Origin of the sequence: Synechocystis salina LEGE 00031 (assembly GCF_015207985.1) — a bacterium.
GTDB classification, from domain to species: Bacteria; Cyanobacteriota; Cyanobacteriia; order Cyanobacteriales; family Microcystaceae; genus Synechocystis; species Synechocystis salina.
This window is the reverse complement of sequence record NZ_JADEVV010000062.1, coordinates 1-22122: the sequence shown is the minus strand read 5'-3', so window position 1 is coordinate 22122 and position 22122 is coordinate 1. Positions and strand designations below refer to the sequence as shown.

The 22122-nt window shown below is 48.4% G+C and carries 22 protein-coding genes and 1 pseudogene; 14 read left to right on the top strand and 9 right to left on the bottom strand.

Annotation, left to right across the window (positions count from 1 at the left end):
* Positions 1–241 (bottom strand): annotated as a pseudogene (locus IQ217_RS16590) (GrrA/OscA1 family cyclophane-containing rSAM-modified RiPP); the annotation flags it as partial.
* A 115-nt stretch (positions 242–356) separates the two neighbouring features.
* The gene (gene grrP / locus IQ217_RS16585) at positions 357–1256 is read right to left on the bottom strand and encodes an extracellular substrate binding-like orphan protein GrrP (protein ID WP_194020797.1); all 900 of its coding nucleotides are present in this window, start codon (positions 1254–1256) and stop codon (positions 357–359) included.
* A 119-nt stretch (positions 1257–1375) separates the two neighbouring features.
* Between grrP and IQ217_RS16580 the strand changes: the two genes are divergently transcribed.
* Positions 1376–2104 carry a precorrin-2 C(20)-methyltransferase gene (locus tag IQ217_RS16580; RefSeq protein ID WP_194020796.1) on the top strand — a complete coding sequence of 243 codons (729 nt, stop codon included), beginning with the start codon at positions 1376–1378 and terminating at the stop codon, positions 2102–2104.
* On the opposite strand, the gene IQ217_RS16575 is transcribed toward IQ217_RS16580, so the two are convergent.
* The 3 genes from IQ217_RS16575 to IQ217_RS16565 all read right to left on the bottom strand — a co-directional run bounded on the left by IQ217_RS16575 (position 2101) and on the right by IQ217_RS16565 (position 3827).
* The gene (locus IQ217_RS16575) at positions 2101–2655 is read right to left on the bottom strand and encodes a DUF922 domain-containing Zn-dependent protease (RefSeq protein ID WP_228024226.1); all 555 of its coding nucleotides are present in this window, start codon (positions 2653–2655) and stop codon (positions 2101–2103) included. The genes IQ217_RS16580 and IQ217_RS16575 overlap by 4 nt on opposite strands.
* A gap of 72 nt (positions 2656–2727) precedes the next feature.
* The gene (gene thrB / locus IQ217_RS16570) at positions 2728–3648 is read right to left on the bottom strand and encodes a homoserine kinase (RefSeq protein ID WP_194020794.1); all 921 of its coding nucleotides are present in this window, start codon (positions 3646–3648) and stop codon (positions 2728–2730) included.
* 41 nt (positions 3649–3689) lie between these two features.
* Positions 3690–3827 carry a hypothetical protein gene (locus IQ217_RS16565; RefSeq protein WP_194020793.1) on the bottom strand — a complete coding sequence of 46 codons (138 nt, stop codon included), beginning with the start codon at positions 3825–3827 and terminating at the stop codon, positions 3690–3692.
* A 98-nt stretch (positions 3828–3925) separates the two neighbouring features.
* Here IQ217_RS16565 and IQ217_RS16560 point away from each other — a divergent pair, with 98 nt between their 5' ends.
* Complete coding sequence (locus tag IQ217_RS16560) at positions 3926–5059, top strand: phosphotransferase enzyme family protein (protein WP_194020792.1); 1134 nt, start codon at positions 3926–3928, stop codon at positions 5057–5059.
* Between the two features lie 102 nt (positions 5060–5161).
* Here the strand turns inward: IQ217_RS16560 and glmM are convergent, their stop codons facing one another.
* Complete coding sequence (gene glmM, locus IQ217_RS16555) at positions 5162–6607, bottom strand: phosphoglucosamine mutase (protein WP_194020791.1); 1446 nt, start codon at positions 6605–6607, stop codon at positions 5162–5164.
* Between the two features lie 167 nt (positions 6608–6774).
* Between glmM and IQ217_RS16550 the strand changes: the two genes are divergently transcribed.
* The 3 genes from IQ217_RS16550 to IQ217_RS16540 all read left to right on the top strand — a co-directional run bounded on the left by IQ217_RS16550 (position 6775) and on the right by IQ217_RS16540 (position 8950).
* Entirely contained in the window at positions 6775–7005 is a 231-nt protein-coding gene (locus IQ217_RS16550; RefSeq protein WP_194020790.1) for an indolepyruvate ferredoxin oxidoreductase subunit alpha, read from the top strand.
* Positions 7006–7111: 106 nt separating this feature from the next.
* Positions 7112–7834 (top strand): ABC transporter ATP-binding protein, encoded by a 723-nt coding sequence (locus IQ217_RS16545; protein ID WP_190599374.1) that lies wholly within the window; start codon positions 7112–7114, stop codon positions 7832–7834.
* A gap of 174 nt (positions 7835–8008) precedes the next feature.
* On the top strand, positions 8009–8950 hold the full coding sequence (locus tag IQ217_RS16540) for a bifunctional riboflavin kinase/FAD synthetase (RefSeq protein WP_194020789.1): 942 nt from the start codon (positions 8009–8011) through the stop codon (positions 8948–8950).
* A 10-nt stretch (positions 8951–8960) separates the two neighbouring features.
* Here IQ217_RS16540 and IQ217_RS16535 read toward each other — a convergent pair whose 3' ends face one another.
* Positions 8961–9779 carry an HpsJ family protein gene (locus IQ217_RS16535; RefSeq protein WP_228024227.1) on the bottom strand — a complete coding sequence of 273 codons (819 nt, stop codon included), beginning with the start codon at positions 9777–9779 and terminating at the stop codon, positions 8961–8963.
* 196 nt (positions 9780–9975) lie between these two features.
* Between IQ217_RS16535 and IQ217_RS16530 the strand changes: the two genes are divergently transcribed.
* Positions 9976–10245, top strand: a complete 270-nt coding sequence (locus tag IQ217_RS16530) for a DUF3143 domain-containing protein (RefSeq protein WP_194013496.1) — start codon at positions 9976–9978, stop codon at positions 10243–10245.
* A 159-nt stretch (positions 10246–10404) separates the two neighbouring features.
* Here IQ217_RS16530 and IQ217_RS16525 read toward each other — a convergent pair whose 3' ends face one another.
* Positions 10405–10629, bottom strand: a complete 225-nt coding sequence (locus tag IQ217_RS16525) for a Calvin cycle protein CP12 (protein WP_190599370.1) — start codon at positions 10627–10629, stop codon at positions 10405–10407.
* Positions 10630–10906: 277 nt separating this feature from the next.
* Between IQ217_RS16525 and trpS the strand changes: the two genes are divergently transcribed.
* From trpS to rsfS, 4 genes are all read left to right on the top strand, one after another.
* Positions 10907–11929, top strand: coding sequence for a tryptophan--tRNA ligase (gene trpS / locus IQ217_RS16520; RefSeq protein ID WP_194020787.1), 1023 nt, complete (start codon positions 10907–10909; stop codon positions 11927–11929).
* A 143-nt stretch (positions 11930–12072) separates the two neighbouring features.
* A complete protein-coding gene (locus IQ217_RS16515) occupies positions 12073–12240 on the top strand; it encodes a hypothetical protein (protein WP_190599368.1) in 168 nt (55 codons plus the stop codon).
* 192 nt (positions 12241–12432) lie between these two features.
* Entirely contained in the window at positions 12433–13011 is a 579-nt protein-coding gene (yqeK, locus tag IQ217_RS16510; protein WP_194020786.1) for a bis(5'-nucleosyl)-tetraphosphatase (symmetrical) YqeK, read from the top strand.
* 85 nt (positions 13012–13096) lie between these two features.
* A complete protein-coding gene (gene rsfS, locus IQ217_RS16505) occupies positions 13097–13561 on the top strand; it encodes a ribosome silencing factor (protein WP_194020785.1) in 465 nt (154 codons plus the stop codon).
* A 137-nt stretch (positions 13562–13698) separates the two neighbouring features.
* Here the strand turns inward: rsfS and IQ217_RS16500 are convergent, their stop codons facing one another.
* Positions 13699–14859, bottom strand: coding sequence for an AZOBR_p60025 family cell surface glycopolymer formation protein (locus tag IQ217_RS16500; protein WP_338116564.1), 1161 nt, complete (start codon positions 14857–14859; stop codon positions 13699–13701).
* Between the two features lie 138 nt (positions 14860–14997).
* Between IQ217_RS16500 and hemC the strand changes: the two genes are divergently transcribed.
* The 4 genes from hemC to pta all read left to right on the top strand — a co-directional run bounded on the left by hemC (position 14998) and on the right by pta (position 21810).
* Entirely contained in the window at positions 14998–15960 is a 963-nt protein-coding gene (hemC, locus tag IQ217_RS16495; protein WP_194020784.1) for a hydroxymethylbilane synthase, read from the top strand.
* 160 nt (positions 15961–16120) lie between these two features.
* On the top strand, positions 16121–18013 hold the full coding sequence (locus IQ217_RS16490; RefSeq protein WP_194020783.1) for a bifunctional acetyl-CoA hydrolase/transferase family protein/GNAT family N-acetyltransferase: 1893 nt from the start codon (positions 16121–16123) through the stop codon (positions 18011–18013).
* 148 nt (positions 18014–18161) lie between these two features.
* Positions 18162–18911 carry a DUF3887 domain-containing protein gene (locus tag IQ217_RS16485; protein ID WP_194020782.1) on the top strand — a complete coding sequence of 250 codons (750 nt, stop codon included), beginning with the start codon at positions 18162–18164 and terminating at the stop codon, positions 18909–18911.
* 805 nt (positions 18912–19716) lie between these two features.
* A complete protein-coding gene (gene pta / locus IQ217_RS16480; protein WP_190599362.1) occupies positions 19717–21810 on the top strand; it encodes a phosphate acetyltransferase in 2094 nt (697 codons plus the stop codon).
* The last annotated feature ends 312 nt before the right edge of the window (positions 21811–22122 follow it).

Sequence of the window (22122 nt, the reverse complement as noted above, 5' to 3'; positions counted from 1 at the left end):
GTCCATTACCCCAACCGATCGCCACTTGGGGGGGGACTTCTGGAGAGGGGGCAACACTACCGAGGGGATTGGCGGAATCAGCCTTATTGCTAATGGTGGAGTGGATACGGGCAATACGGGATTCGATAGTGCCACTTTGACTGGAGACCTTATTGTTGACCACGGCGGCTTCAGCAGGGGAAGATGCCACACTGGCGATCGCCACGAGGAAAGCAGTCCAGCCAAGTTGGTTAGAGTTCATGACAAATACCTACAAAATCGACAAAAACAATGGGGCTAGGGATTGGGACGAGGCAAGGTCGGAACAGCCCCCAAAAGGTACCAACCAAATTACCATCCATCAAAATCAACCTCATTTACTGGCCATTTTTGGGTTCCATCACCTGCTCGTGGGTAATCACCAAGTAATTAAAGAACTGACGGAGATTATCATTGTCCACTGGCACAATTCCCTCAGTACCAATCCATTTGTCAACGATTGCCACGTCTTCCGGATCGCCTTGCACATAGCCCTCCGCTAGCCGCACCAGAGCCCGATTAGCCAAACGCAAAAAGCTGGGATTGCCCTCCCGCACCATACAACCGACACCATACCTAATTTGCGCCGGTTGGGGAATAATTTTGGTGTCAGGCATATCCAATACCTGCCTTAGGCCTGCTAGTTGAATACCGTCCGCCGCCACTGCATCCACTGTGCCCTTTTTAAGGGCTTCCATGCCGGCCCGCACACTGGTAACGGGCACCACTTCGATGTCAGCTTGGGCAATTTTCACTGCATCCTCCACAATGGTGTTGGGCACCAGGGCCACCCGCCGTCCCATTAACGTTTCGGGAGAATTGATCGGGGTGTCATTGGGCACCAGTAGTTGGACACCAGCCACTGCATAGCTAGCGGTAAAGTCAACGTAGCGGTCCCGTTCCCAGGTAAAGGCGGTATTACAGACAATGTCCAGCTCACCGTTTTTGACCTTGGGCAGGGCATCTTTCATATCTTGCACTTCCACAATTTGCAGAACCACTTCCCGCCCCAATTCCTTACCCACTTCCTCCCGGATGCGATCAGCAATGTCAATGGAGTAGCCCACCACCTCATTGTTTTCGTTGATATAGGAGAAGGGCACAGTGTCCAGGTTTGCCCCAATGGTTAGATTACCCGTGCGAATAATTTTCTCCATTACGGTTTCGGCGATCGCCGCCTGGGCACCCACCGTGGCGAGTAACAGTCCAATGAAGGTGGCTGACAACTGCTTCAACATGGCATTAATTAACCCAAAAGTTTGCGTCCAGTCTAATATAGACCGGCTTTTGTCTGGGTAAAGTAAAGAACTATTACAAATAAAAAACTATATTTTTATTCCTATTTTTATCTTTGTCCATGACACTTGGTATTCTCTATGGCGTTAGTGTGGGCCCCGGTGATCCGGAGCTAATTACCCTCAAGGGGTTAAAAACTCTGCAAGCTTGTCCCGTGGTGGCTTTTCCCGCCGGACTCCAAGGGCGATCGGGAGTTGCCGAGGGCATTATTACCCCCCATCTTCTCCCAGAACAAATTACCTTACCCCTGACATTTCCCTATGTGCAAAAGGAAGAGATTCTAGAAAAGGCCTGGGAAGAGGCAGCAGCAAAAGTTTGGCCCTATTTAGAAAAAGGAGTAGATGTGGTCTTTGCCTGTGAAGGAGACATCAGCTTTTACAGCACCTTCACCTACCTGGCCCAAACTTTAAAAACTAACCATCCCCAGTTGGTGATCAACTACATCGCTGGGGTGAGTTCCCCCTTTGCCGGAGCTTCCGCCCTGGGCTTACCCCTCACTTGCCAGGAAGAAAAATTAGCAATTTTGCCGGCATTATATTGCCCAGAAGAATTGGAAAAAGCGTTGGATTGGGCAGAGGCGGTGGTATTGATGAAAGTGCGAATGGTGTATGAACAGGTGTGGGAAATTTTAGCTAAAAGGGAACTATTAGACCAGACCTGGGTGCTGGAAAAGATTTCTACCACCGAGGAAAAAATTTATCATCCCCTTAGGAATTATCCCCATTTGCCCCTATCCTATTTTTCCCTGATGTTGATTAAGCAAAACCAAAATAAAATTCGGAAAAATTAACGGAGAAAATTTTCGATCATAATGCCTTCTTTGCGGCCATGATCTGTTTGGCGATCGTAATCCAGATCCCTTTGGCGGTAACGCTGGACAATCTGTTGAGCAGTGCTTTCAGCTTTGGTTTCTAAACCCTTACAGTTGGGAAATGGACCCAGGTTCAGTAAAGCCTTTTTAATGGATCTAGCTGCATAAAGGCCAGAATTTTTGTGGTTTTCCTCATGCTTAAAGAGGGCGGCTAAGTAGCGATTAAAAACTCGTCGGGCTTCTGGATCAGTGGGGTGATTAGTAGGAATGCGGGGCAGGGTATAGGTAACATCAAGGTTGGTGGTAACGGTGGTGATTTGACATTGTTGGGCCGTGGACCACCATTGATACTGCCAGCGCACTAACCATTGAGTGTAACCACGATACCGTTTTCCCTGAAAAATAATCGGGCTACGGCGATTCAGTTCATCGTTTAAATCCCATTTAGTTTTTGGGTAAATGGAGTAGTATTTATACTCGATTTCAACAATTGGTTCTGCCTTTAATCTGGCCGTTCCAAATAGTCCCAAAACTATTATTAATGGGCCAAGCAATGCTGGTTTAACATACATTTTCCTCAGCCTGTCCACCGTTGGTAATGATTACCTCAATTTAGTAATGGTTGCGCCCTTGGTATCAATGGGCAAACAATGGCTTTCGGCCTCAATGCCGGCATTCTGCCAAGTTTCCACTAGGGTGGAAGCGACTTGGGGGGCTCGGACTTCGTCGGCGATCGCCAATAGGGTGGGGCCGGCACCGCTAATCACTAGGTTGTAGGCCCCGGCGGCCAGGGCGGCTTGGTGGAGTTGGTCGTAGGCAGGGATTAAACTCTGGCGATAGGGTTGATGGATTTGATCCTGGAGAGCTAGGGCCAACCAGTCCCCCCGATTTTGGTTAAAAGCCTGTACCAATAGCGCTAGGTGGGAAGCATTAAAAATAGCGGCACTACGGTCATACTGATGGGGAAGAACAGCCCGGGCGGCTTCAGTGGATAGTTCAAAATTGGGAATGGCCAACACCGGGACAAATTGGCTCGGCCAATCTAGGGCAACCAATTGCCAATGGTCACCATTTTTGACGGCCAACTGACAACCCCCCAATAGGGCCGGGGCCACATTGTCGGGATGCCCTTCCATGGCGATCGCCATCTGCAAAATTTCTTCCTCAGTACAAGGATTACCCGCCGCCTGATTGGCCGCCAATAATCCCCCCACAATGGCGGTGGCCGAACTGCCCAAACCCCGTGCCAAAGGAATTTCTAAGTCAATCTCCAGCTTTAGAGGGGGTACAGCCTGCCCAGTTTGTTGATAAAAATAGGCAATGGCTTGGTAGAGTAAATTGTCTTTGTCAGTGCTGATTTTTTCTCCATCCCTGCCCCGGGCTTCGATCAATAAATCAACTTCCGGATCCGTCGGGCTGGTCACCGTCACATGGTTATATAACCCCAGGGCCGCCCCCAAACAATCAAAGCCTGGGCCTATATTGGCGGTGGTGGCGGGCACAGAAACGGTGAAGCTGACCATGGCAAATAGCAGAAAAAATGGGGATTAATGCTCTGGCATTATCAGGCTTGGTCTGGGCCAGAGGCAATAGTGGGCTGACCGGCAGTCCAACCCATCGGCGATCGCCTAGTGGCTATGATTAATTTCTGCTGAGCCGAAAATAGTTCATCTAGGCTATGGCTAACTGGTTGGATGGCCATGTGGTAATGGGGTTAATGGGACTAAAATATCCATCTATTCAGCCAATGATGATTTATTAATATTTACTTATATTCATTTGGGGAGTAAAGCTTAGCCAATGGAATCCACTGGGAAAATATCGAACGTAGCAGAAAAAGTTTTTGCCATTGCGGATCAATTTGATCACCAGGGAAAAATTATCCAGATCAAATCCTTTGGCAACGGCAATATTAATGACACTTTTTTGGTGGATTTAGATGGCGAAACCCAGACTAGTTTTGTTTTGCAAAGGATCAATCACGAGGTATTTAAAAATCCTGCGGCGGTGATGGGCAATATGGTTTGGGTAACTAGCCATATTAAGCAAAAATTACAACGGCATCCCCTGGAACGTCCTTGGTTAATGCCAGAAGTGATTTTAACTAAAGATAATCAAGACCATTGGGATTCGGGCACTGGCGAATTTTGGCGGGCCATCAGTTTCATTGCCGGTTCAGAATCCTTTGACACCCTGACCAACCCAGCCCAGGCCAGGGAAGTGGGCACAGCCCTAGGCATTTTCCATCAACTGCTGAGCGATCTTTCCCCTAGCAAATTAGTCGATACCCTGCCCGGATTTCACCATACCCCTGTTTACCTGGAACAGTATCAGCAGGCATTGGCCCAGAGTCCAAGGCTAACGGGAGCATTAAGCCCAGAAATTAACCATTGCCAAAGGGTGATTGACACCTGGATTGGCCGCTGTGGCGTGTTGGAAAAAGCTAAAGCCAAAGGGGAATTACCCCTGCGTTTAATGCATGGCGATCCTAAAGTTAATAATATTTTGTTCGATCGCCAATCGGGACAAGCGGTCAGCGTGATTGATTTGGATACCACCAAACCAGGCTTAATCCATTACGATTTGGGCGATTGTTTGCGTTCCGGTTGTAACTTGTTGGGGGAAGAAACGGAAAATTGGTCAGCAGTGGAATTTGATCTAGACCTCTGTCGCGCAATTTTGGCGGGTTATTTACCCCAATGTCGGCATTTTCTCACCGCCGCCGATTATGATTATTTGTTTCCCGCCATTGCCCTCATTAGCTTTGAGTTGGGACTGCGGTTCTTCACCGATTACCTCAACGGCGATCGCTATTTTAAAGTTAAATATCCTGAGCACAATCTGATCAGAGCTTTGGTGCAATTCCAGTTAGCTACCGACATTCAAAACCAAGAGGATGCCATCGGTCGAATGATCAATGACATTAGGGGCTGAAGCCTTTTTCTGACAACGAGGCGTCCTTGCCACCGCTTAGTTTGCCACGGTTATGGGTAGTGAACTGCGGTTTTGCAAGCTCTTTTGGCTAATCGATAACTGTTAACTGTCTCCCAAATGGCATTGCACAGCGCTGGTGAGTTGTGCCGACCAGTGGGCTGCCGTCTCTGCACAGGCCGCTTCCACCATGACTCGAATCAGGGGTTCCGTGCCCGAAGCCCGCACCAAAATTCTTCCCGTGTCGCCCATGGACTCTTCCGCCGTGGCGATCGCCTGTTGCAAAGGGGCGCATTCCTGCCAATGCAAACGACGCTCCCGGTCTAGCACCCTAACGTTACGGAGAATTTGGGGATAGGGTTGGAAACTTTCCGCCAGCAGTTCCCCCAGGGATAAACCAGACTGTTGCACTAGGGTGGTTAAGTGCAGGGCCGCCTGTAGGCCATCCCCGGAATAGCTATGGTGATGACAAATGATATGTCCCGACTGTTCTCCCCCCAGCATGGCCCCGGTTTCCCACATTTGGGCTTGGACGTTTTGGTCCCCCACGGCAGTGCGAATTAACTTACCCCCCAACTTCTCCCAGGCCCGCTCGAAGGCCAAGTTGGCCATGACAGTGCCGACAATTAAGTTATCAGGCAGATGATTGCTTTGCTGGAGGGTTTTACCCCACAAAAAGAGAATGTAATCCCCGTCCACTGGGCGACCTTGGGCATCCACTGCCATCACCCGGTCCGCATCGCCGTCAAAGGCAAAACCTAAATCCGCCCCAGTTTCCCGCACTGCCCTTTGTAAACGGTGTAAATGGGTGGAGCCACAATCGACGTTAATTTGACTGCCATCGGCCAAATCATGCAGGGCAATAACTTCTGCCCCTAAACTACGAAAAATATGGGGTGCTAAATTCACGGAAGCCCCCCAGGCCAGATCCAGCACCACTTTTAGCCCTTGAAAATCTAAGGGTTGAGGCAAACTACTTAGCAAAAAATCCTGGTAATGCTGAACGCGCTGGGGTTGGCCGTAGCTGCGACCCCACTGGCTGGTATTGAGAGCAGAGGTTTGGCTTTGGCCCCGTAGTCCGGCTTCGATCGCCATGGCCAGGGATTTGGGCAATTTCAGTCCCTGGTGATCAAAAAACTTGATGCCATTATCTTCCGGTGGGTTATGGCTAGCGGAAATCATGATGCCCCCGATCGCCGCTGTCTTTCTGGTGAGGTAGGCCACACAGGGAGTAGGACAAAGCCCTAGCTGCCACACTTCCACCCCGGCACTGTTCAAGCCGGCGGCCATGGCGTTGGCGAGCATATCACTGGAAAGGCGAGAATCTTGGCCAATAATCACCGGCCCGGAAACATCAGCGTGGTGCCGCAACACCTGTCCCGCCCAAAAGCCCAAGGATAAAGCCAAAGGCGCTGTCAATAATTCCCCCGCCTTACCCCGGATACCGTCCGTACCAAACAATGGCGATCGGGGCAAGCTGAGGCCGAATTCTCCCATCGTTGAAGGCAAAGGCAGATCTAAACCACGGCTGTGGATGGGGGACGCAACCATCTGAAAATTTTCCTCACACAATTCTTCCTCTCAGGATAACTGCTTGGGGAAATTTCAGGTAAATCACGCTCCAGTGGATTGCCTCAGGGGTTGAACGTCCGCTACCCTTAGAACTGTGACGATTTGTAAAAATCCGCCAACTTTTGAAATTCTGATTCCGGCGAAATATGCCCCACACCATTGTTACGGAAACCTGCGAAGGCGTGGCCGATTGTGTAGAAGCCTGCCCCGTAGCCTGCATTCACCCCGGAGACGGGAAAAATACCATTGGCACTGATTGGTACTGGATTGACTTTGCCACCTGCATTGATTGCGGCATTTGTCTCCAGGTCTGTCCAGTGGAGGGGGCCATTCTGCCAGAGGAAAGGCCAGATTTACAAAAAAGTCCTGCCTACTAGGGTTGGGAGAAAGCCAACTGCCCTGGGCTAGCTTAAATACGACTAGTTGACTGATATTCACTGAGTTCCCCGGCCTGGGTCGATCAAACTTTTCTAACCTTTACCTATGTCTGACCTCCTCGTTGTTAAGGATGTGTTTGCTGGCTATGTGGCCGATGTGCCCATTTTGCAGGGCATTAATTTCTCCATTGCGCCGGGGGAGTTGGTCACAGTCATTGGCCCCAATGGAGCGGGAAAATCCACCCTAGCCAAAACCATTTTTGGTTTACTGACCCCCAGCCAGGGGGAGATTATTTTTAAGGGTAAAAACATTGCTGGCCTTGGTTCCGACCAAATTGTGCGCCGGGGTATGTGCTATGTGCCCCAGGTTTGTAACGTGTTTGGCAGTCTGACGGTGGCAGAAAATTTAGATATGGGGGCTTTTCTCCACCAGGGCCCCACCCAAACCCTCAAGGACCGCATTTACACCATGTTTCCCAAATTGGCCCAACGCCGTAACCAGAGGGCTGGAACTTTATCAGGCGGGGAACGGCAAATGTTGGCCATGGGTCGGGCTTTGATGTTAGACCCGGATTTGTTGTTGCTGGATGAACCGTCGGCGGCTCTGTCACCCATTTTGGTTAAGGATGTGTTCGCCCAAATTAAGGCGATTAATTCCACTGGTAAGGCGATTATTTTGGTGGAGCAAAATGCCAAACAGGCTTTGATGATGGCCGATCGGGGTTATGTGCTGGAAAATGGCCAGGATAAGTTGGAAGGGTCGGGGCAAAGTCTACTCAATGATCCTTTGGTGGGAGAACTCTATTTGGGAGCGGCCTACCACGCCTAAACTTTTCCCGCAGGGAGGGGTTTAGACCAGATTTTTTGATTTTTTGGGCAATCATTGCCGAATTAGCCGAGAAACCTGCCCATCATAATGACCCTAGTTGTGCCCAATGAGCTTTTGCTTACCAAGATCTTTTCAGCCCTGACCGATAATCGCCATTATTAATTACAAATTACTTTGCGTATTCTTTCCGCCACCAATGTTTTGCAAACCCCCACGGCGATCGCCCTGGGAAACTTTGATGGGGTCCATCGGGGCCATGGGGCGGTGTTGCGTCAGGTGATGGATTTTGCTCAGGGGCGGGAACATCCCCTACATTCGGCGGTGGTTAGTTTTAATCCCCATCCCCGTAGTTTTTTCAGTGGGCGCACCCAACCTTTATTGACCCCCTTGCCGGAGAAGGTGGAGCAATTGACGGCGATCGGCATGGAACAGTTGGTTTTGTTACCTTTTACGGAAAACTTAGCCAACCTTAGCCCCAGGAAATTTGTCCAATCTATCTTAGTGGAGCAGTTGCAAGCCAAATTTATCAGCGTCGGTCAGGATTTTTGCTTTGGTCATCAACGGCGGGGCAATGTGGAGGATTTACAAAATCTGGGGCAAGAATTTGGCATCACCGTGGCGATCGCCCAGTTGGAACAAACGGATACGGAAAGGATTAGTAGTTCTCGCATTCGCCGCGCCCTCAAGGAAGGCAAGTTAGCCATGGCCAATCAGTTATTGGGAAGGCCCTATGCCCTGCGGGGGACAGTGGTGCAGGGACAGCAATTGGGTCGTAAATTGGGCTTTCCCACCGCTAATCTTTGTTTACCGGAAGACAAGCTCTGGCCCAAGTATGGAGTTTATGCGGGTTGGGTCAACTTAGATGCCTTGGCTGTGCCCATACCAGCGGTAATTAACCTTGGCGATCGCCCTACAGTCAACGGGCAGGAACCTTCAGCGGAAGTGCATCTCCTGCAATGGTCAGGGGATTTATACGGCCAAGGCCTGGAGGTGGCTTTGACCCACTATCTCCGGGGCGAAACAAAATTTGCTAGCTTGGACCAGCTAAAAAATCAGATTAGTCAGGATTGTCGCCAGGCAGAAAAATTACTTAATCTGGATGGGGCTATGCCCTAACGGCCCTAATCTAGGCAAGGGGATCGGCACTGGGGGGAGTCGGAGGCGCGGAAAGTAAATTCCTCAGACCCAAAGCGCCAAAGGCGGCAAAACCGATGGAGAGCATTAAACTGCTCAGCCCTACCCGTAAACCTTGTTTGAGGGCTTGATTAGAGGCTTGGCTTTCCACTTTTTGCCGTTGCTCCGCCACCTGGGTTTCCAAATTAGTTTTAATTTCTTCCATCTTTGCCTTCAGGGCGGCCGGGTCTTTAGACATTTCCTGGAGACCTTTGAGTTCGTTCACCTGGCGCTCAATATTAGCTAACTGCTCTTGGTTTAAGGGATTCCCATTTGCCTGACCGGCGGCTAACAGTTGCTCCCCTTCTTTGATTTGTTGTTCCAATGCTTCTGGATTTTGAGACAGGGCATCAAATTGCCTGAGGGCCCCTTCCACCTGTTGTTGCCCCTGGCCGATCTGGGTTTCTAATTGGGCCAACTCCGCTGTCTTAATTTGGTTCACATTGGTCAAATGTATGGGGATCAACAATAAAAAGACTAATCCCAAGGCGATCGCCAGAATATAAACCGGCATCCGTAAATCAAAACCACCTTTGGGGGACGTCGTAGCGGTTTTCGCCATGGTATCCACCAAGTAACCAAGGGAAATCAACCCCATACCCAACATGGGCACTATGCCCCGGTCGACAATGCCCGTTATCGTTGTCAACTGCCACTGGGGATCAGCCATTTGCAGAGGGAAAATGAGGCTCACAAAATCCAGCAGGGCAATGAGGACGAAAATAACGCCGAACAACTTCAACGTCAGGGCGGTAAAGGCAGGGATATTCATAGATTCCAGAGAGCAACGCAATATACTATACGCCATCTTAGCTAAGCACTTTCCTAGCACGGGGGGCAATGGTAGCGTTGGTGCCGCCTCCCATTGGCGGTTCAAACAAGATCCAAGATCAAAGTTAGATGGTCTAGATTAGATTAGGCGAATTAAGCCAACGTCCACCAAATTATTTTCCATTTTGCCATTGCCCATGAGTCTCCCCGCACCGGAAACCCCCCTCTATAACCATCCCCTGCCCCAACTAGAACGCTGGCTCATGGCCCTGGGGTGTCAGCAAGACCGTGGCGATCGCCATTGTTGGATGCTTAAGCAAGGGGATTGGGATGCGGAACTGAGTTTGGACACGGAGGAATTAGTCATCTGCTACTTCCCCCAGCAACCCCAGCGCAAGGTGGTGCGGAGCTTTAAATATTCCCTCAGCCGGCAAGATGTGGAAGCCGCGGTACTGGAAGGGCCTTAGGCTTTGCCGCAGGGAGATATGGTTTACCCCCATCCCTCCAGCACAAACAGCAAAAAGCAGTAACAACCCCCAGGAAATTGTCACTGCTTCAACCAAAAACATCGTTTCGGGAATCCTGGCGATCGCCAGTTATGGTTAGTGGGTTGGGGTTACTGTCCCCTAGTCGTCATAGATACGGCACTCGGCGGCGTCGGGGTTTTCGTCACAGAATTTTTCTAGGGGGGTTTGGGCAGGATGTTGTTGACGTTGGTGGGCGGCTTCCGCTTCTAGCTCTTCCACCGCGTCCCAGGCCGCAGCGCACTCCGCCGGAGAAGCTTCATCGGCACCGCAAACTTGTCTAGCGTTGGCTAGCTCCTGTTCGATTTTTTCTTGAATATTGCTCATAAAGTTTAACCGCCTACGATTATCTACAGAGAGTAAGGCTCATTCATGTTAGCGAATTTGGTTGGCTTTGGGTAGAAGAAACCACAACGGTAATATGCGGTTTTCCTCACTTTGCCAACCCTAACTTACCCCATCGGGCCCAAGGGGGCCACCGCCGGGGATAGTATTAAGAATTGTGAAAATAATCACAACAGTTTCCTAGGGGAAAGCATTGGGTCAACTAAACCAATCCCCAGGTTTAATTAAGTTTAATTTCGCTCATAGGTCAACCACCACCATGAACAAGCCACGTATCCTTTCTGGAGTTCAGCCCACAGGGAATCTGCACCTAGGCAACTATCTGGGAGCTATCCGTAGCTGGGTCGAGCAACAGCAACATTACGATAACTTTTTTTGTGTGGTGGACCTCCATGCCATCACGGTGCCCCATAACCCCCAAACCTTAGCCCAGGATACCCTCACCATTGCGGCGTTGTACCTCGCCTGTGGCATTGATTTGCAGTATTCGACTATTTTTGTCCAGTCCCATGTGTCGGCCCACAGTGAATTGGCCTGGTTGCTCAACTGTGTCACTCCCCTCAATTGGCTAGAACGCATGATTCAGTTTAAAGAAAAAGCCATTAAACAGGGGGAAAACGTCAGCGTGGGGCTACTGGACTATCCCGTACTTATGGCGGCGGATATTTTGCTCTATGACGCCGATAAGGTGCCTGTGGGGGAAGACCAAAAGCAACATTTGGAACTGACTCGAGACATTGTGATTCGCATTAACGACAAGTTTGGCCGGGAAGATGCGCCGGTGTTGAAGTTACCGGAACCCTTAATTCGCAAGGAGGGAGCTAGGGTAATGAGCTTGGCCGATGGCACAAAAAAAATGTCTAAATCCGATGAGTCGGAACTGAGTCGCATTAATTTGTTGGATCCGCCGGAGGTGATCCAAAAGAAAATTAAAAAATGTAAAACCGATCCCCAACGGGGTTTATGGTTTGATGATCCGGATCGTCCGGAATGTCACAACTTACTGACTTTGTACACTCTGTTGAGTAACCAAACTAAGGAAGCGGTGGCGAAGGAATGTGCCGAGATGGGTTGGGGTCAATTCAAGCCCCTACTGACCGAAACGGCGATCGCCGCCCTCGAACCAATTCAAGCAAAATATGGGGAAATTTTGGCTGATCGGGGGGAATTGGACCGCATCATCCAAGCTGGTAACGCCAAAGCCAGTCATACGGCCCACCAAACCTTGACTAGGGTGCGGGAAGCCCTGGGATTTTTACCAGATCCCCACCAGCCCCAATAATTTGGGAAAACAGGAGCCGTGTTAGGATGAAGTTTGGGATGCGCCTCCACGGCCGAACATTTCCTGTGCAAACTTCCCGTAGCACGACGACCGCAACCGGACTCAGAAGTGGTCTGTAAACTATATTTCACGAGGAACAAACAATGGCAAAACGTCGTAATTTAAAGAAGGAAAAAGCTGAACGTAATCGTGCTTATGCCCGTCAGTTTCGCTCCGCCAGTCGCACCCAAAACCGCCGCTATTCCGGTGGTCAAAGGCAACAAAGTGACTCCAATGGCTCCAGCAATAACGGTGCCGCCAGCGACGTTTAACCTATTTTTAGCGCCCCTAATGGTGGCTAAAACTCTGCATAAAAAAACGGCGATCGGTGGGTTTCGGCCCGCCGTTTGTTGTCTGTAGATTGGGCAGGTCAAGCCTGATTGGGGAGCGATTTGTTTTCCCTAAGGCGAAGTTTTCGTCCTCAACCATTACTTTCGATTTCGGCGAACATTTATTTTTTGGCCATGGCTGAGTTAGACCGACAGGGGGTAATTCAATGGCTAAGGTGCAACGTTTCTCCCCAACGGTTAGACCACATTTTGGGGGTTGAAAAAACTGCGGTGCAATGGGCTCCCCTCCATGGAGTTGACCCAATCAAGGCTGGACAAGCGGGACTACTGCACGATTTAGCTAAGTTTTTCCCGCCGGCCAAATTGTTGGCGATCGCCGAGGAGCATCGGTTACCCCTCGATCCAATTTTGCAAGCCAGTCCCCATCTCATCCATGCCGATGTCAGTGCGGTTATTGCCTCCGAGGAATTTGGCGTTGATGACCCAGATGTTTTGACTGCCATTCGTTGTCATACTTTGGGGGCGGTGCCCATGGACCCTTTGGCTTGCCTGATTTTTGTGGCTGATGCCCTGGAGCCCACTAGGGGCAATAGCTTGGAGCTAGAAAAACTCCGTCAAGTGGCCCAGCACAATCTTTATCAAGCAGTGCGTCTTACCTGTGAGCAAACCCTGACCTATTTGATCAAACATCACAAAGTTATCCATCCCCGGGTGATTTTGACCCGCAATTGGGCTTTACAAATGGCAAAGTAAGCACAACATTGCCAGTGGTTCTGGCTACACTAGAAAAATATTCCTTTACCCACCCATCGTTCCTTTGGAGTTGACAAAATCCTACATGACTGAAATTTCCCGCTTCGATGCATCCCCCCCCACTTTGACCGTTAATCCCACCGTTCCCGTCGATGCCCCCGCCACCGAACATTTGGTGTGGACCATTGCCCAAGCCGCCGAAGAACGCAAAGCCGGGGATTTAGTCATTCTTAAGGTTACGGATGTGTCCTACCTGGCGGATTATTTTGTCATCTCCACTGGATTTTCCCGTACCCAGGTCCGGGCGATCGCCGACAATATTGAAAAGCAGGTGGAACTAGTCCACGGTCAACTGCCTACCCACACGGAAGGCAACAGTGAAAGCATTTGGGTGCTACAGGATTTTGGCGATGTTCTTGTCCATACCTTTATGCCAGAGGAACGGGAATTTTATAAGCTAGAAGCCTTTTGGGGCCATGCCCAGGAACAAACTTTAGCTGATATTGCCACGGCGATCGGCATTGCCTACAATCCCCCCACTTCTGCTTGAAGACTATTTTGACAACTTCGTGAAACCCTAAGTTTGGCGGCAGACTAGATAAAATTCCGCCGGCATTGGGTTACTAAGGAAGCACAGAGGGACTCCGCCAAAGGGTTCTGAGAAGTCCTCTGCATAACCATTCCTAGTCAGGATTTCAGCAATAAAAAGGTGACACTGCCCAGGCCGGCGATCGCCGTGTAAAGCCAACGGATCAACCGTGGCGTGGAAGCCATGGCCAGGATGGTTAGCAGAAATACGTCCAGAAAAACCCGACTGTAGTTGAGGTAATAATTCAAAATGTAAAAGCTGGCCACCAGTAACAGCCCGCCATAGAGCCAGCCGCCATAGGTCAGGGTGATATTGTCTCGACGCTGGGGCAGAGTGAGCCAAACTAACAGGGCCAGGGTAAACAGCAATAAAAACCAAAGGAAGGCTTCGTACAGATTGTTAGCGGTCAGCCCCGTTTGGATTAGGTTCTGAAATTTTTCCCCGATGCCCACCAATGGCCAACCAAAATTGCCGGTACCACTGCCCCCTGGTAACTGCCGCCCATGGATATAGCCCAACCAGAGAGTTAAGGGAAGCAAACTGAGTAGTAAGACCCCCATCGATCGCCATTGCCGTTTTTGCCCCAGGGTTAAAGCAATAGCCAGCCAGATAATTAGGGTCGTTTCCCTCGTTAATAATCCCAAAGCGAGGAGGAAGGGCACCAACCACCACTTTTTATTTTGATGGGGGGGAAATATTGCTTGGCAGACCACTGCCCCCAAACTAAAAATGCTGGCCAGTAGGTCCGCGGTGGAGAGAAATAACACCATCCACACCCCCGGAATTGCCAGCACGGCCAAGGCTCCCATGGTTTTCTGTTTTTGATCTTGAAAGTAAAACGCAGTTAACCCTGTACAAACGGCGATCGCCACAATGTTAATGAATACCAAAGCCCAGGGAATTAACACTGGATTGCCCAAACCGAGAACATAGCCCAGTAGAGGATAAAGAATGCGGCGGTAACGATAGCTGGGGTGATCCAAAGCGGCAATGGAGTCTGGATTATGCAAGCCCGGATCCAGGGCAATGGTCAAGAATTGCTGGCCGTCATAGCCCAATTCCCCTTGATAAATTAATGTTTCCGCCGGATTCAACAACGGGGACAGGGGCAACACCGACCCAATGCGGAAAAAGCCTGTAATCTGGCCGTCAAATTTAGCCCAATAAAAATAGCTCGCCACGGCGATCGCCAGCCCTAAGGCCACCAACATCGCTTGATAAATGTCTTTACGACCAATGTTTTGAGCAATCTTTTCCACGGCGATCGGGTTGGGATGGTAATAGCAACAGCCACAGTGAGTGAGTTTCCTCCTAGCTTTACAGAAGGAAAACCAAGGCCGATAGCCTCTGATGCTATGCTAGATCGAGTCTATTTTTAACAATATTTTTTAAGTTTCATGACTGTTTCGACCTCTGCTCCCACAGTTCGGATAGGCTCACGGAAAAGCCAGCTAGCCCTCGTGCAAACCTATTGGGTGCAGGAAGAATTGCAAAAGCACTTCCCCGATCGCCAATTCGATGTCGAAACCATGGAAACCCAGGGGGATAAAATCCTCGATGTGGCGCTAGCAAAAATTGGGGATAAGGGACTATTTACCCAAGAACTTGAAGACGGGATGTTGGGAAGAAGAACCGATCTCGCCGTTCACTCCCTCAAGGATTTGCCCACCAATTTACCAGCAGGCTTGATGCTCGGTTGCGTCACTAAACGGGTCAACCCTGCCGATGCTTTGGTTTTAAACGCCAAACACCAAGGCAAAGACCTGGCTTCCCTGCCGGAAGGGGCTGTGATTGGAACTTCTTCCCTCCGCCGTCTGGCCCAACTGCGCTACCACTTTCCCCATTTAACTTTTAAGGATGTGCGGGGCAACGTTAATACCCGTTTGGCTAAGTTAGATAGCAATGAGTACGATGCCATTATTTTGGCCGCCGCTGGTTTGGAACGGTTAGACATGGCCAATCGTATCGACCAACTCATTCCCCCGGAAATTTCTCTCCATGCGGTAGGTCAAGGGGCCTTGGGCATTGAGTGTCGGGACGGTGATCAGGAAATTCTCAGTCTGTTAAAAGTGTTGGAAGACGAAGATAGTCGAGATCGTTGTCTGGCCGAACGGGCCTTTTTACGTCAATTGGAAGGGGGTTGCCAAGTGCCCATTGGGGTTAATACCCATTTAGATGGCGACAATTTAACCCTTACTGGCATGGTGGCCAGTTTGGATGGCCAAAGGTTAATTAAAGATACCCTCAGTGCTCCTCGGAACGAAGCGGAAAAATTGGGTCAGGATCTTGCCTTCAAACTCCGGGAACAGGGCGCCGGGGAAATCCTAGCGGAAATTTTGGCCGAAGTGGGACGGGGATAGGCGATCTAGTTCTGGCTGGAGAGTGGGACTGTAAACTTGGAGGTACAAGGTTGCCCGTTGCTGATGGGGGAATGATGCCCTGACCTTTATTTATTAACGGTATTAACGGCAACAGCTTCGGTGACGAGATGCTCGTCTTTACTCCTCCCGGTCAAGCACCATGGTTAATTCTGATCGTCAAGAACGATTAGCCCAATTAAAAAGCCAATATCCCCAAAAGTTTGTCCCCACCGCTGAAATTTTTAGCCATCTTCATCGTGGCGATCGCCTATTTATCAGCACGGCCTGTGGGGAACCTCAATACTTGGTGCAGGAGTTGGTTAACTATGTGCAGGCCCATCCCAAATCCCTATTTGATGCGGAAGTGCTCCAGGTCTGGACCCTCGGTTTAGCGCCCTATACCGATAGCAAATTTGCCAAAAACTTCCGCCATAATTCCTTTTTCATTGGCCACCACACCCGTAGCGCCGTCAATGAAGGCCTAGCAGACTATACCCCCATTTTTCTTTCCCAAGTACCGGGATTATTTGAGCAGGGATTTGTGCCCATCGACGTGGCCCTAATTCAAACTTCCTATCCCGATGACCATGGCTACGTTAATTTGGGGGTGAGTGTGGATATTGTCAAAGCGGCAGTGGAGCAAGCTGCTTTAGTCATTGCCCAAATGAATAGCCAAGTGCCCAGAATCCACGGGGATGGGTTCATTGCCCTGGAAAAATTGGACTATATCATTGCCTATGATGAACCGCTGTTGGAATACCAAATGGAGCGGGACAATATTCTCGCCGGCCGCATTGGCAAATATGTCGCCAGTTTGATTCAGGATGGGGATACGATTCAAGTGGGTTATGGCAGTATTCCCGACGCAGTGTTGAGTTATTTAAGCAACAAGAAAAATTTGGGGGTGCATACGGAATTAATTTCCGATGGGCTCGTACAACTGCTTAAAAGTGGAGCGGTAAATAATAGTCAAAAAACGAGAAATCGGGGTAAAGTGGTGGCAACTTTTTGCATGGGCAGTCGGGATACCTACGACTATTTGAACGATAATCCTGCGGTGGAATTTCGCACCGTTGATTACACCAATCATCCCATTACCATTGCCCACCACGACAATATGGTGGCCATCAATAGTGCCCTAGAAATTGATTTGACAGGACAGTCCACCGCCGAATCCCTGGGCAGTAATTTTTACAGTGGCATCGGTGGCCAGGCCGATTTCATGCGGGGAGCGGTCATGGCCAAGGGGGGGCGCACCATTTTAGCCCTGGAATCCACCGCCGAAAATGAAACTATCTCCCGCATTGTGCCTTTTCTCCGGGAAGGGGTGGGCATTACCCTCAATCGGGGGGACATTCATTACGTGGTTACAGAGTATGGCATTGCCTATCTCCACGGTAAAAACATTCGGGAACGGGCCATGCAGTTAACGGCGATCGCCCATCCCAAATTTCGCCCTTGGTTAATTGAGCAGGCGAAAAAGCATCATTTAATTTATGCTGACCAGGCTTTTATTACCGGACAACAGGGGGAATATCCTGAACATCTGGAAACCTATCGCACCACCCGCACCGGGCTGGAATTATGGCTTAGACCAGTGAAATTTAACGATGAACCTAACTTAAAAGATTTCTTTTATGCCCTTTCCGACGAAAGTTTGGTGCGACGTTTTATGTCTGTGCGCACTGATATGCCCCACCAAAGACTACAACAGTTTTCTGTGATTAACTACAACGAAGAAATAATTATCCTGGCGATCGTCAAGCAACAACATCAAGAGGTCATTGTCGGGGTTGGTCAGTATGCCCTTAACGAAGATAGCCACACAGCGGAAGTGGCCTTTGTTGTGCGGGATGACTACCACCAACAGGGCATTGGTACTTTATTGTTGAATTATTTGACCCAATTGGCCAAAAAACAAGGTCTACTCGGTTTTACCGCCGATGTTTTGCTGGAAAATCGGGCCATGTTGCGCCTATTCGAGAAAATGAATTTTCGCCTAGAACGATGTATGAGTGACGGGGTTTATGAATTAAAAATGTTTTTCAATTAGGAAATTTGCTCGTCATTGCAACTTCTTGCGGTTGACTTCGTCCCCATCGTCTCACTGCTAGCCAATCTTTTGATCTGATTAATCCTGAAGTCCACCATAAATTGGGCTAAACTCAATGGCAAAGTCATTTAGGAGTGAACAGAAATCGATGTTCTTTAATCTTTCTCTCAAAAGTATAAATATATTGACTGTGTTGGGTTTGATTACAACCCCCATGGTCATCTTTGCTCCCCCTAGTTATAGTCAGGAGAGACAAATCATCACAGCGGAGCAACGGCAGGAACTTATTGCTACATCCGAGCAGATTTTAAGCCTAATTAACGCAGGCCAGTACGCCGCCGCCCTGGATTATCTGGTGCCAGAGAGTAAGGATTACATTACACCCGAACAGATCAAGGCCATCTGGGAAAATGAAATCATCGCCAAGGATGGCGCTTTTGAAGAAGTTGTCACAGCCAAAGTAATCGATGTTGTCAATGCTGACATTGTCATCCTCAATGCTAGATTTGCTAACATCAGTGAAAATATTCAGTTTATTTATAATAAAGAACAGCAATTAATTGGTTTTGGTGTTCCAAGCAAACAGAGCATTGATGCCATCGTTACATCTTTTATTAATAACTTAGCTACGGGGGAATACGGCCTAGCTCGTAGGTATTTTAGTCCCCTGTTTAAAACAGAAATTTTTCCAGCTAAACTTGAAGAAGAATGGCAAATTGAGTTAAATCAATATGGTAAATTTAAGGGTATTAAAGATATTGTTGTCCGCCCAGGGGTAACATTAAGTGAGCCAGACTTGGCCATTGTTACCCTCGAATTTGAGCAGAGTACCAACGATTACTTTATTTTATTTGATAATCAAACTGCCATTATCAACATAGATTTTGTTACCGATTAATTTACCAAGGTGTAGATGAAGCTTCCCCCTAGGAGACCTATTCAATGCAGTGATGGGCAGCCTAGGGGAGACCGTTGTCAGCTCCGCACCCAGTTTATTAAATTAAAAATGTTGGTTAATTTTCCTCAAGAATGTATTTGAAAATTTCATCTAATTCTCCAAGCTTTGGAGAAAAATAGATACGAATATTGTCTTATTGTCAGACTTTTAGGGGACAAACTAAAACTTTCTAAGTAAGCTCAGGTCCCACTTGATAACAGGGAAAATTTTTCGAGAAGTGTGACTTTTTACACTGGGGCTTTAGGGTTAATTTTATCAGTCCGCTGGTCTCACTCCATAGCTCATACAGCAAATTCCGAATCAACTTGATACACACACAACAGTCGTTAAGATTATTATGTAAGAACTTTACTGTGCCAACCAGAAACGTAACCTCTGTAACAAAGACGTTAGATTTTGACATAACCAATTTTTTAAATAGATCTAAGGCTTGTCGGACAAGGGATTGAGAGATTTTAAGTTTTCTTTAGAAATCAGTTCTTAAATGCGTGGATTGAGTATGTAAAATTTATTGCTCTGAACTTTGAAAATGCACCCTTAGATTTATTAGAATTACTTTATAAAACTTTACTGAATTATAATTTATTTCCTGAAAAAAAGAGTTATTACTTAGGTAGATGGGGCAATGACAAGGGTTAATTGGTAGTGGTTAATACTTAATTGCAGGTCAAGATCTCCTGGAAAAAAGTTTTAGTTGATTTTCCCAAACAAAACCATTGCTAGCTATGTTGAGGCTATTTAAATTATGACTAGTTCCCTTTATTTGAGCACCACCGAAGCCCGCAGTGGTAAATCCCTAGTGGTATTGGGTATTTTAGACTTAATTCTCAAAAAAACTACCCGTATTGCCTATTTTCGTCCCATTATTCAAGACCCAGTTAATGGTAAACATGATAACAATATTATTCTGGTGCTGGAAAATTTTCGTCTTCAACAAACCTACACTGATTCCTTTGGTTTGTATTTCCACGAAGCGGTGAGTTTGGCCTCAGATGGAGCCATTGATCAGGTATTAGACCGAATTTTGGCTAAATATCGTCATTTGGCAGATCGGGTGGATTTTATCCTCTGTGAAGGCTCAGATTATTTGGGGGAGGAGTCGGCCTTTGAGTTTGATCTCAACACCACGATCGCCAAGATGTTGAACTGTCCCATTTTGCTATTGGGTAATGCCATGGGTAACACCATTGCAGATAGTTTGCAGCCCATTGATATGGCCCTGAATTCCTATGAAGAGGAGTCTTGTCAGGTAGTGGGAGTAATTATTAACCGAGTCCAGCCGGAATTAGCTACAGAAATTCAAGCCCAACTGGAACAGCATTATGGCGATCTTCCGATGGTATTGGGCACTATTCCCCAGGACAGCATGCTGAAAAGCCTACGTCTGAGGGAAATTGTCACCGGTTTAAATGCTCAAGTGCTGAGCGGTGCGGATTTGCTCGATAACTTGGTTTATCAGCATTTGGTGGTAGCTATGCACATTTCCCATGCCCTCCATTGGTTGCACGAAAAAAATACTTTAATTATCACCCCTGGCGATCGGGGCGACATTATTCTGGGGGTGATGCAGGCCCATCGCTCCCTCAACTATCCCAGCATTGCCGGTATTTTGCTCACTGCGGACTACCATCCCGAACCGGCCATTATGAAACTAATTGAGGGGTTACCCGATGCCCCTCCCCTATTGCTAACCAGCACCCACACCCACGAAACCTCTGCCCGTTTAGAAGCTCTCCACCCAGCCCTAAGCCCCACGGATAACCATAAAATTCGCCACAGCATCGCCCTATTTCAACGGCAAATTGATGGAGAAAAATTACTCAATTACCTCAAAACGATCCGCAGCAAGGGCATTACTCCCAAACTATTTCTCTACAATCTAGTTCAAGCTGCGACCGCCACCCAACGGCACATTGTCCTACCGGAAGGGGAAGAAATTCGTATTCTCAAAGCCGCCGCTAGTTTAATTAACCATGGCATCGTCCGTTTGACCTTACTCGGAAACATTGAGGCGATCGAGCAGACAGTAAAAATTAATCACATTGACCTGGATTTGAGTAAAGTTCGCCTCATTGACCCCAAAACTAGCCCTGATCGGGAACGCTACGCCGAAACCTATTATCAGCTACGTAAACATAAGGGCGTAACCCTTGCCATGGCCCGGGACACCCTCACCGATATTTCCTATTTCGGCACCATGATGGTGCATTTGGGGGAAGCAGATGGCATGGTTTCTGGCTCCGTCAATACCACCCAACATACGGTGCGCCCTGCTTTGCAAATTATTAAAACCCAGCCAGGTTTTTCTCTGGTTTCTTCAGTCTTTTTTATGTGTTTGGAAGATCGAGTTTTAGTTTATGGAGATTGTGCTGTTAACCCCGACCCCAATGCGGCACAGTTAGCAGAAATTGCCCTTACTTCTGCCGCCACGGCCAAGAATTTTGGCATTGACCCCAGGGTAGCCCTATTGTCCTATTCTTCCGGCTCTTCTGGACAGGGAGCAGATGTGGAAAAAGTCCGTCAAGCCACGGCGATCGCCAAGGAACGGGAGCCAGATTTAGCCTTGGAAGGGCCAATTCAGTATGATGCGGCGGTGGATGCCACAGTGGCGGCTCAGAAAATGCCGGGGTCGGCAGTGGCCGGTAAAGCAACGGTGTTTATTTTTCCCGATTTAAATACCGGTAACAATACTTACAAAGCAGTGCAAAGGGAAACAAAGGCGATCGCCATTGGCCCCATTTTACAGGGACTAAATAAACCAGTTAATGATCTAAGTCGGGGGTGTTTGGTGGAGGATATTATTAATACGGTGGTAATTACGGCTCTGCAAGTCAAATAATTTTACTTGTGACTAGTTAAAATCTCCCCTTAAAGCGTATTTACAAACTAATAATCATATGGCTAATTCAATTAAGAATAGGGCAATATAAACAACTAAGGTACTTCTAACACAAGCCTGGAAAAAATCCCTACTGTCTTAATTTTATTTCAAGTAGCTATACTCTTAATTTTTTTCACTAAAGCTCCTGATTGACTGACAAAAGTTTAAGAGGACTCGTAGGAATAGACCTGGAGAGTAAACTCAAGGGCATAAAGGCGGCGGTGATGCTGACGAAGGGAAGCCATAGCCGGTTCAGGGTCTTGATGGGAG

What these genes read in the sequence shown, in the direction of transcription:
- grrP (WP_194020797.1), bottom strand. Translation starts at nt 1,256, where the DNA reads ATGTTGAAGCAGTTGTCAGCCACCTTCATTGGACTGTTACTCGCCACG.
- IQ217_RS16580 (WP_194020796.1), top strand. Translation starts at nt 1,376, where the DNA reads ATGACACTTGGTATTCTCTATGGCGTTAGTGTGGGCCCCGGTGATCCG.
- thrB (WP_194020794.1), bottom strand. Translation starts at nt 3,648, where the DNA reads ATGGTCAGCTTCACCGTTTCTGTGCCCGCCACCACCGCCAATATAGGC.
- IQ217_RS16565 (WP_194020793.1), bottom strand. Translation starts at nt 3,827, where the DNA reads ATGGCCATCCAACCAGTTAGCCATAGCCTAGATGAACTATTTTCGGCT.
- IQ217_RS16560 (WP_194020792.1), top strand. Translation starts at nt 3,926, where the DNA reads ATGGAATCCACTGGGAAAATATCGAACGTAGCAGAAAAAGTTTTTGCC.
- glmM (WP_194020791.1), bottom strand. Translation starts at nt 6,607, where the DNA reads ATGGTTGCGTCCCCCATCCACAGCCGTGGTTTAGATCTGCCTTTGCCT.
- IQ217_RS16550 (WP_194020790.1), top strand. Translation starts at nt 6,775, where the DNA reads ATGCCCCACACCATTGTTACGGAAACCTGCGAAGGCGTGGCCGATTGT.
- IQ217_RS16545 (WP_190599374.1), top strand. Translation starts at nt 7,112, where the DNA reads ATGTCTGACCTCCTCGTTGTTAAGGATGTGTTTGCTGGCTATGTGGCC.
- IQ217_RS16535 (WP_228024227.1), bottom strand. Translation starts at nt 9,779, where the DNA reads ATGAATATCCCTGCCTTTACCGCCCTGACGTTGAAGTTGTTCGGCGTT.
- IQ217_RS16530 (WP_194013496.1), top strand. Translation starts at nt 9,976, where the DNA reads ATGAGTCTCCCCGCACCGGAAACCCCCCTCTATAACCATCCCCTGCCC.
- IQ217_RS16525 (WP_190599370.1), bottom strand. Translation starts at nt 10,629, where the DNA reads ATGAGCAATATTCAAGAAAAAATCGAACAGGAGCTAGCCAACGCTAGA.
- trpS (WP_194020787.1), top strand. Translation starts at nt 10,907, where the DNA reads ATGAACAAGCCACGTATCCTTTCTGGAGTTCAGCCCACAGGGAATCTG.
- IQ217_RS16515 (WP_190599368.1), top strand. Translation starts at nt 12,073, where the DNA reads ATGGCAAAACGTCGTAATTTAAAGAAGGAAAAAGCTGAACGTAATCGT.
- yqeK (WP_194020786.1), top strand. Translation starts at nt 12,433, where the DNA reads ATGGCTGAGTTAGACCGACAGGGGGTAATTCAATGGCTAAGGTGCAAC.
- rsfS (WP_194020785.1), top strand. Translation starts at nt 13,097, where the DNA reads ATGACTGAAATTTCCCGCTTCGATGCATCCCCCCCCACTTTGACCGTT.
- hemC (WP_194020784.1), top strand. Translation starts at nt 14,998, where the DNA reads ATGACTGTTTCGACCTCTGCTCCCACAGTTCGGATAGGCTCACGGAAA.
- IQ217_RS16490 (WP_194020783.1), top strand. Translation starts at nt 16,121, where the DNA reads ATGGTTAATTCTGATCGTCAAGAACGATTAGCCCAATTAAAAAGCCAA.
- IQ217_RS16485 (WP_194020782.1), top strand. Translation starts at nt 18,162, where the DNA reads ATGTTCTTTAATCTTTCTCTCAAAAGTATAAATATATTGACTGTGTTG.
- pta (WP_190599362.1), top strand. Translation starts at nt 19,717, where the DNA reads ATGACTAGTTCCCTTTATTTGAGCACCACCGAAGCCCGCAGTGGTAAA.